At 48.7% G+C, this 7,885-nt stretch carries 7 protein-coding genes; 1 reads left to right on the plus strand and 6 read right to left on the minus strand.

Translation table 11 applies throughout. The features are described from left to right. Nucleotides 1-123: 123 nt before the first annotated feature. The 6 genes from proS to metN all read right to left on the minus strand — a co-directional run bounded on the left by proS (nucleotide 124) and on the right by metN (nucleotide 5,694). Nucleotides 124-1,842 carry a proline--tRNA ligase gene (proS, locus tag GTPT_RS06160; protein ID WP_029990201.1) on the minus strand — a complete coding sequence of 573 codons (1,719 nt, stop codon included), beginning with the start codon at nucleotides 1,840-1,842 and terminating at the stop codon, nucleotides 124-126. Nucleotides 1,843-1,935: 93 nt separating this feature from the next. Then, nucleotides 1,936-2,643 carry a tRNA (N6-threonylcarbamoyladenosine(37)-N6)-methyltransferase TrmO gene (gene tsaA, locus GTPT_RS06165; RefSeq protein ID WP_029990200.1) on the minus strand — a complete coding sequence of 236 codons (708 nt, stop codon included), beginning with the start codon at nucleotides 2,641-2,643 and terminating at the stop codon, nucleotides 1,936-1,938. Continuing rightward, a complete protein-coding gene (gene rcsF, locus GTPT_RS06170; protein ID WP_025901312.1) occupies nucleotides 2,640-3,041 on the minus strand; it encodes an Rcs stress response system protein RcsF in 402 nt (133 codons plus the stop codon). Before rcsF ends, tsaA begins: the two co-directional genes overlap by 4 nt. Before the next feature lie 124 nt (nucleotides 3,042-3,165). Next, nucleotides 3,166-3,984 carry a MetQ/NlpA family lipoprotein gene (locus GTPT_RS06175; RefSeq protein WP_029990198.1) on the minus strand — a complete coding sequence of 273 codons (819 nt, stop codon included), beginning with the start codon at nucleotides 3,982-3,984 and terminating at the stop codon, nucleotides 3,166-3,168. A gap of 32 nt (nucleotides 3,985-4,016) precedes the next feature. Beyond that, nucleotides 4,017-4,670 carry a methionine ABC transporter permease MetI gene (locus GTPT_RS06180; protein ID WP_025901314.1) on the minus strand — a complete coding sequence of 218 codons (654 nt, stop codon included), beginning with the start codon at nucleotides 4,668-4,670 and terminating at the stop codon, nucleotides 4,017-4,019. Continuing rightward, on the minus strand, nucleotides 4,663-5,694 hold the full coding sequence (gene metN, locus GTPT_RS06185; RefSeq protein ID WP_025901315.1) for a methionine ABC transporter ATP-binding protein MetN: 1,032 nt from the start codon (nucleotides 5,692-5,694) through the stop codon (nucleotides 4,663-4,665). The genes GTPT_RS06180 and metN overlap by 8 nt, the downstream gene beginning before the upstream one ends. A gap of 1,479 nt (nucleotides 5,695-7,173) precedes the next feature. Here metN and gmhB point away from each other — a divergent pair. Continuing rightward, a complete protein-coding gene (gene gmhB, locus GTPT_RS06190) occupies nucleotides 7,174-7,740 on the plus strand; it encodes a D-glycero-beta-D-manno-heptose 1,7-bisphosphate 7-phosphatase (protein ID WP_025901317.1) in 567 nt (188 codons plus the stop codon). Nucleotides 7,741-7,885 lie beyond the last annotated feature (145 nt).

The following is a 7,885-nucleotide window of genomic DNA, read 5'->3' on the forward strand; positions in this document are numbered from 1 at the left end:
GGGAAAAGTCTGCCTTTCAAAATAGCAATTTGCCTGACGCGGGTGAAGTTTTTCAGCGATAAAAAAAACACACAACAGCGTTGTGTGTTTTTAACAGAAGCGGTCTTTCCGAAAAAAGAATAATCAGTTCGGGATGCGGGCGGTCAGGTAACTGACGATCTCATCGGATTTGATCATTTTCTTTTCTGCATCACGGCGGTGTTTATACTCAATCTCACCGTTATCCAGATTACGGTCACCGATAACAATGGTATGAGGTACGCCGATCAATTCCATATCTGCAAACATCACACCCGGACGTTCTTTACGGTCATCGAGGATCACGTCAATACCCTGAGCGCGTAGCTGGTCATATAACGCTTCAGCCAGTTGTTGCACCCGGAAGGATTTGTGCATATTCATCGGCAGAATAGCGACCTGGAAAGGTGCGAGTGCGTCCGGCCAGATAATCCCACGGTCATCATGGTTCTGCTCGATGGCGGCGGCTACCACACGGGTAATACCGATACCATAGCAGCCCATGGTCAGGGTCTGGTTACGGCCATCTTCGCCCTGAACGGTGGCTTTCAGTGCTTCCGAATATTTTGTGCCCAGCTGGAAGATATGACCCACTTCGATACCGCGCTTAATCTGCAGGATACCCTGGCCATCCGGGCTGCGATCACCTTCCACGACATTACGGATATCCGCAACACGGGCTTCCGGCAGGTCACGACCCCAGTTGATACCAAACCAGTGTTTGCCGTCAATGTTTGCCCCGGCACTGAAATCACTCATTTTCGCGACGGTACGATCAGCGATCACAGGGATCGTCAGTCCGACCGGCCCCAGAGAGCCGGCACCGGCACCCACAACCTGTCGGATTTCTTCGTCTGTCGCAAAGCAAAGTGGTGCGGCAACGACATCCAGCTTCTCTGCTTTGACTTCGTTCAGTTGGTGATCCCCACGGACCAGCAGGGCAACCAGCGGATGTCCGCTTTCTTCGGTCGCTTTAACCAGCAATGTTTTCACCGTTTTTTCGACCGGAAGACTGAATTGCTCAACCAGCTCGGCGATAGTTTTCGCATCCGGGGTATCGACCTGAGTCATTTCCTGCGTGGCCGCAGGGCGTTCACCTTCAGGAGCTACGGCTTCGGCCAGCTCAATGTTAGCAGCGTAATCGGAGCTATCAGAGAAGATGACATCATCTTCGCCATTCTTCGCCAGTACCTGGAATTCATGAGAGGCGCTGCCGCCGATCGAACCGGTATCTGCCTGCACAGCACGGAAATCCAGTCCCATACGGCTGAAGCTCTGGCTGTATGCCTGATACATTGCGTCATACGTTTCCTGCAGGGATGCCTGAGAAGTATGGAATGAGTAGGCATCTTTCATCACAAACTCACGTGAACGCATCACACCAAAACGGGGACGCACTTCGTCACGGAATTTTGTCTGGATCTGATACAGGTTCAGAGGTAACTGTTTGTAGGAACTCAGTTCATTACGGATCAGGTCGGTGATGACCTCTTCATGGGTGGGACCCAGAACAAACGGACGTTCGTTACGATCTTTAATGCGCAGCAGTTCCGGGCCGTACTGTTCCCAGCGTCCGCTTTCTTCCCATAAATCGGCCGGCTGAACGACCGGCATGCTGATTTCAACGGCTCCGGCATTATCCATCTCTTCCCGGACAATTTTTTCGACCTTTTTCATTACCCGTAAGCCGGTGGGCAGCCAGGTGTACAGCCCTGATGCCAGCTTACGGATCATGCCGGCACGTAACATTAACTGATGGCTGATAACCTCAGCATCAGAAGGAGTCTCCTTCAGGGTGGAGAGCATATATTTAGAAGTACGCATTAATAAATATTCCAGTTAAACGGAAGATCGAAAAGTGATTATTTTTGGCTGGCGGCTAGTGTACCAGTGAGTCGCGTTGTCAAAAAGCGTGATTTAACCGGGCTCGATAGCAAACACTTCATTCCCGTGTCCGGTAATACGCCAGCGCACATTAAAGTCGAGCAGGCGTGCGGCATATTCCCGGGTGTCCTCACTCTGTTTCCGGTAAGCCGGTCGCGGATCCTGTGAAAGTACCTCAGACAAAAAATGCTCCAGGCGGGGATACTGCTTCGCCAGCAGAGACAATTGCTGTCTGGCGTCTGCGGTAAATGTCACCGGCATATCGGCAACAGGTGCTTCCTGCGCGTATCCCGCACGGGCATCGGGCAAGGCTTCGGCAAAAGGAAGATAAGGCTTAATATCAATTACCGGTGTGCCGTCGACCAGATCCAGACTGCCTAATTCCAGGATAACCTGATGGTTCCCGGTACGGATCCCTTCCAGGGACACGAGTGACATGCCTATCGGGTTCGGGCGAAAGGTGGACCGGGTAGCAAAAACGCCCATGCGCTGGTTACCGCCAAGACGGGGAGGGCGAACGGTCGGACGCCATCCCTGTTGCATTGTCTGGTGGAAAACAAAAATCACCCACAAATGGCTGAACTGCTCCAGTCCACGTACGGCATCATTCTGGTTATAGGGTGGCAGTAAATGCAGCTCCCCGCCTTCCTGTGTTACCAGTCCTGGCTGTCGGGGAACGGCGAACTTCTCTTTCCACGGGGAACGGATGACCCCGATGGGATTGAACGTAAACTCACTCATTGGGCCGAGACTTGCAGCGCCGAACCCTGACATACCGCCTGACGGTAGCATCCTGCGGTCGTGGTCACAACAGCACACTGGTGCAGCAGGACAGCATTGGCTTTTAATTCCGACGCTTTTATCTGCATACGTTTACGTGCTGTATTGATATTCGCCGGGGAGTCCTGAGATCCGGACTGACAATCCTCTCCGGAGACCTCTCCCAGATCCCGGAACGGCTTACTGAGCAATTCTGTCGGGGAGGTATAAATCTGCACCGGTGTGGCACGATGGGCATATTTATTGCGTGCCGGCTCACTGTGTTTTGCTGATGAAAGCGGCTGACGAGCGGGAAGTTCATGGTGAACGGAACAGCCTGTCAGCATTAACGCAAACACGCAAAGCGGAAACAGACGCATTGGATAACCCTCATAAAATATAAACAGGGGCTATTGAAACAAGAGCGTAGGAAAATAACAAGACACCGCATGCAGAAATAAAAAGGGTGGCATCTCTGCCACCCTGTTCACTGCCGGTAAGATTTTACCAGCCTTTAACCGCACCGCCATTAAAGATTTTATTGGCAGCCGCAGCCACTTCGTCAGACTGATACGCTTTAACGAAGTTTTTCACGTTCTGTGCATCTTTGTTATCTTCACGAGTCACGATCAGGTTCACATAAGGTGAGTCTTTACCTTCCACGAAGATCCCGTCTTTCTGCGGTGTCAGACCAATCTGGCTGGCATAAGTGGTATTGATGATGGCCAGGGCAATTTGGTTGTCATCCAGAGAACGAGGCAACTGAGGTGCTTCCAGTTCAACAATTTTCAGGTGTTTCGGGTTTTCGGTAATATCCAGAGTGGTCGGCAGCAGTCCGACACCGTCTTTCAGTTTGATCAGACCGGTTTTCTGCAGCAGCAGTAATGAACGGCCGAGGTTAGTCGGGTCATTAGGGATAGCGATTTGATCACCGTCTTTCAGCTGGTCAATGGATTTGATTTTCTTGGAATAACCGGCAATCGGGTAAACAAAGGTATTGGCTACTGCCACCAGTTTGTAACCGCGATCTTTGATTTGCTGGTCAAGATACGGTTTATGCTGGAATGCATTCGCATCAATATCCCCTTTGCTCAGGGCTTCGTTGGGCAGCACGTAATCGTTAAAGGTCACCAGTTCAACGTCCAGGCCATATTTTTCTTTGGCCACTTTTTTGGCAACTTCCGCTACCTGCTGTTCGGCACCGGCAATGACACCTACTTTGATATGGTTTTCATCTTCTTTATTTTTCTGGCCGCAACCTGTCAGTGCAATCGCACCAATCAGAGCCCCTGCTGCAGCGATTTGTTTAAAGGTAAAGGTCATGTTCTCTTCCTTAATTAAAATTATTAAATGACTTATTTCCGGGAAACGGCACGAACAATCCGGTCGCCACAGAACTGAATTAAATACACCAGAATAACCAGTAATACTAATACCGAATTCATTACAAAAGCGTCATAACCGATATAACCGTACTGAATACCAATCTGACCCAGTCCGCCGGCACCGACGGCACCGCCCATGGCTGAGTAACCGACCAGCGTGATCAGGGTAATGGTGGCAGCGTTGATTAATCCCGGTAATGCTTCCGGTAGCAGCACCTTGCGAATAATTTGCATCGGTGTTGCCCCCATGGCTCGGGAGGCTTCAATCAGTCCTGCCGGTAACTCAAGTAAGGTATTTTCAACCATGCGTGCAATAAAGGGGGCCGCGCCGATGGTCAGAGGCACTATCGCCGCCTGTAAGCCAATCGATGTTCCGACCAGGATACGGGTAAAAGGGATCATCCAGACCAGTAAAATGATGAACGGTATGGAGCGGAAAATATTGACGATGGCAGAGATCACCCGGTACAGCGATTTATTCGCCATAATCTGTCCCGGACGGGTGATGTACAATAATACCCCCACCGGTAATCCGAGAACGAACCCGAAGAAACCTGAAACGAAGGTCATGATCAGTGTTTGCCAGACACCGCCAGCCAGTAACCAAATCATGGCGTCAGACATACCCTAATACCTCGGCTTTTACATGTTGTTCGCGTAGCCACTGAATGGCATCGTTGCTGTGTTTACTCTCGCCGGCCATTTCGGTCAGCATAATGCCGAATTTAACTCCGCCGGCATAATCCATCTGAGCACTGATAATATTGCAATCCACATTGAAGCGACGGGCGACTTCAGAAAGCAGAGGGGCATCGACCGAGTCGCCGGTAAATTCCAGACGCAGCAGAGGAATTTTACCTTTATCGGCGGTCTGGCTCAGACGTTGCTGATAATCATCAGGAATATCTAAATGCAGAGTCGACTGAATAAATTGCTGTGCCAGCGGGGTTTTCGGATGAGAGAACACCTCACTGACCTGGTCTTTCTCAATCAGTTTGCCCTGACTGATAATTGCTACCTGATCACAGATGCGTTTAACGACATCCATTTCATGAGTAATCAGCATAATGGTCAAACCGAGCCGGCGATTGATATCTTTCAGCAGTTCGAGGATAGAACGGGTAGTGGCCGGGTCCAGTGCGCTGGTCGCTTCATCACAAAGCAGGACTTTCGGGTCACAGGCCAGTGCTCTGGCAATGGCGACACGTTGTTTCTGGCCACCTGACAGATTGCCCGGACGGGAATCATGCTTATCACCCAGTCCGACAAGCTCCAGCAGTGCGGTGACTTTTTGTTTAATTTCTTCACGCGGACGGTTTTCCAGTTCCAGCGGTAATGCCACGTTGCCGAAAACCGTGCGCGAATTTAACAGGTTAAAATGCTGGAAAATCATGCCAATCTGACGCCGTGCCAGCGTGAGCTTTTTCTCAGAGAATGCCGTCAGGTCCTGGTTATCCACCAGTACCCGGCCGGATGTCGGACGTTCGAGCAGGTTGACGCAGCGAATGAGTGTACTTTTCCCGGCTCCCGAGGCACCGATCACCCCGTAAATTTGTCCGGCAGGTACATGCAGACTGACGTCAGACAATGCGGTAATTGTCTGTGTTCCCTGGGTGAACACTTTGCTGATGTTTTCTAATTTAATCATCTATGTATTCGATTTTTTATAAGATATTACGGGAGCTGTAAGACATTTCAGCAGTGACAATGTCTGTAATGGAAAGGATGTTAAGGCATCCAGACGTCTAAATCAATGAAAGTCTTATCGTCATTTTGCATATGTGATAGCCGTCTTATCGGCGTCAAAACTCTGTCGGGGATTGCCCAAGGTAAGGGAGGCTTCAATATCACAGGGCCTCCCTCAGGCAGGGCGGGAGTCATCGTGCGGGCAGGGTCAGTCGAAATACATGCTAATGAAACCAGATACGAATAAAAGAAGCGTAGTAAGGCCGGTTGTAAAACTTAATATTATTTCTTTTAACAACGGTGCGGTTAAGTTTGATGGAAGAGCGCGAATAAAATCATACTGTTCGCAGGTAATACCCTGTTTGATGAGGAATTTCTGGTTTTTCTCTTTGAGTAGTATCTGGTAATAAGAGTAATTTCTGAAGTGAAAATATTTTATCTTTGGGAGAGAAAAGTAAAGTTCAACGCTTGGCGGGTAGCAGCCAAAACGTTGGTAGAACAGCTTAGTTATTTCTTTATCTCTGGGACGAACGACAAAAAAGCATAACTATAAAAAATAAGCGCCATTAATACGAGTAATGCGGTAAGACCTAATAATAACAGCAGGTCTATCGGGAGTTTACTGATCATTAGTCACCTCGTAGATTATGTTACCAATATATTTGCCGAGCATTGACCCTGCAGTGCTTCCTGCCAGACTGAGGATAACTGAGCAGGCGATGATACCTACCGGTGAAAAGCTTAATGCCACATATAGCGGAAGGGGAATAAAACCGACCGCAACCCCCAAAGAAAAGCTGCCGATTTCGGTAAAAGTGGTTTTCTTACATTCATTTTCTCTGCCTGAGGAACAGCTTTTGTAAATTGTATTCTTTCTGGAAGGTAATTGATGGTTTTATCATATGATAAAATCATGGTGAAATTCCCTTTATCAACAATTAATAGGTAAGGCTAGCGGATTTGTGTTTTGCAGAGAGTGATGTTAGTCAAAACTATATTTGTATTCTGATTGATAACTTAATCAGGTCAATACATTGATCAGATAAATACCAGCGTAGATGGGTAATACAATAATTATCTTATCCGATGATGGTTAGTGTTACGGATTACTGTATTGGTCATTTTTATAGATGCAGGTGCAGATGTAGCCTTACTGGCTGTCTTTCCGACCGGTATTGGGTCAGCAGCAGCTAATCAGTTGTCTGTACGTGGTCATTATGCCAGTGATTGTACCGGGTAAAATTCCCCCGGGACCGCCTTGCCATATAAATGAAAGAAATTTGAAAACAGACAGTATCGTAATTTTACGGGGGTAGTGCCCGCCCGAACCCGGCACTGTTCTTAAGGATAGCTGAATGTTGCAGCGGTCCCATCCGGCTTTTGATGCACTGACACAACTGATCATGCGATAATGCGGCCAGTTAATCAGAGGAGTCATTGCGTGACAAATAAAATTCCGGCCATTTTTCTGGATAGAGACGGTACTATCAATATTGACCATGGTTTCGTGCATCAGATCGACGACTTCCAATTTATCGATGGTGTTATCGAAGCCATGCAGGAATTAAAGAAAATGGGATATGCGCTGGTGGTGGTGACGAACCAGTCAGGGATTGCCCGCGGTAAGTATACAGAAGATCAGTTTATGCAACTGACGGAATGGATGGACTGGTCACTGGCGGACCGCGATGTTGAGCTGGACGGTATTTACTTCTGCCCTCATCATCCTGAAGGGAGTGTCGCGGAATATGCTCAGGTCTGCGATTGTCGCAAGCCGAAGCCCGGGATGTTACTTTCGGGACAGGAACAGTTGAACATTGATATGGCCGCATCTTATATGGTGGGGGATAAGCGGGAAGATATGCTGGCAGCTCAGGCGGCAGGTGTCGGACATAAAATTCTGGTTCGTAGCGGGCAGCCTATTGATGAAACAGCGCAAGAAACGGCTGATGTTGTACTCAATAGCCTGGCTGAGTTACCTGCTTTTATCAAAAATGCAGCGAAATAGCCTGGAAAGAGTACAGATTGTGTGAAGTTTCAGCGAACGATAATTTATTTGAAATAAACCCTTGTCAGAAAAAATTATCTCCCTATAATGCGCTCCCACTGACACGGCAAAGCGCTAAGCGCCACGGCGTGACAGGGACTGAAGC

It is taken from the genome of Tatumella ptyseos ATCC 33301 (genome assembly GCF_000735525.1).
Classification (GTDB): domain Bacteria; phylum Pseudomonadota; class Gammaproteobacteria; order Enterobacterales; family Enterobacteriaceae; genus Tatumella; species Tatumella ptyseos.

Excerpts from the sequence above, each read along its gene's own strand:
- proS (WP_029990201.1), bottom strand. The coding sequence starts at position 1,842 with ATGCGTACTTCTAAATATATGCTCTCCACCCTGAAGGAGACTCCTTCT.
- tsaA (WP_029990200.1), bottom strand. The coding sequence starts at position 2,643 with ATGAGTGAGTTTACGTTCAATCCCATCGGGGTCATCCGTTCCCCGTGG.
- rcsF (WP_025901312.1), bottom strand. The coding sequence starts at position 3,041 with ATGCGTCTGTTTCCGCTTTGCGTGTTTGCGTTAATGCTGACAGGCTGT.
- GTPT_RS06175 (WP_029990198.1), bottom strand. The coding sequence starts at position 3,984 with ATGACCTTTACCTTTAAACAAATCGCTGCAGCAGGGGCTCTGATTGGT.
- GTPT_RS06180 (WP_025901314.1), bottom strand. The coding sequence starts at position 4,670 with ATGTCTGACGCCATGATTTGGTTACTGGCTGGCGGTGTCTGGCAAACA.
- metN (WP_025901315.1), bottom strand. The coding sequence starts at position 5,694 with ATGATTAAATTAGAAAACATCAGCAAAGTGTTCACCCAGGGAACACAG.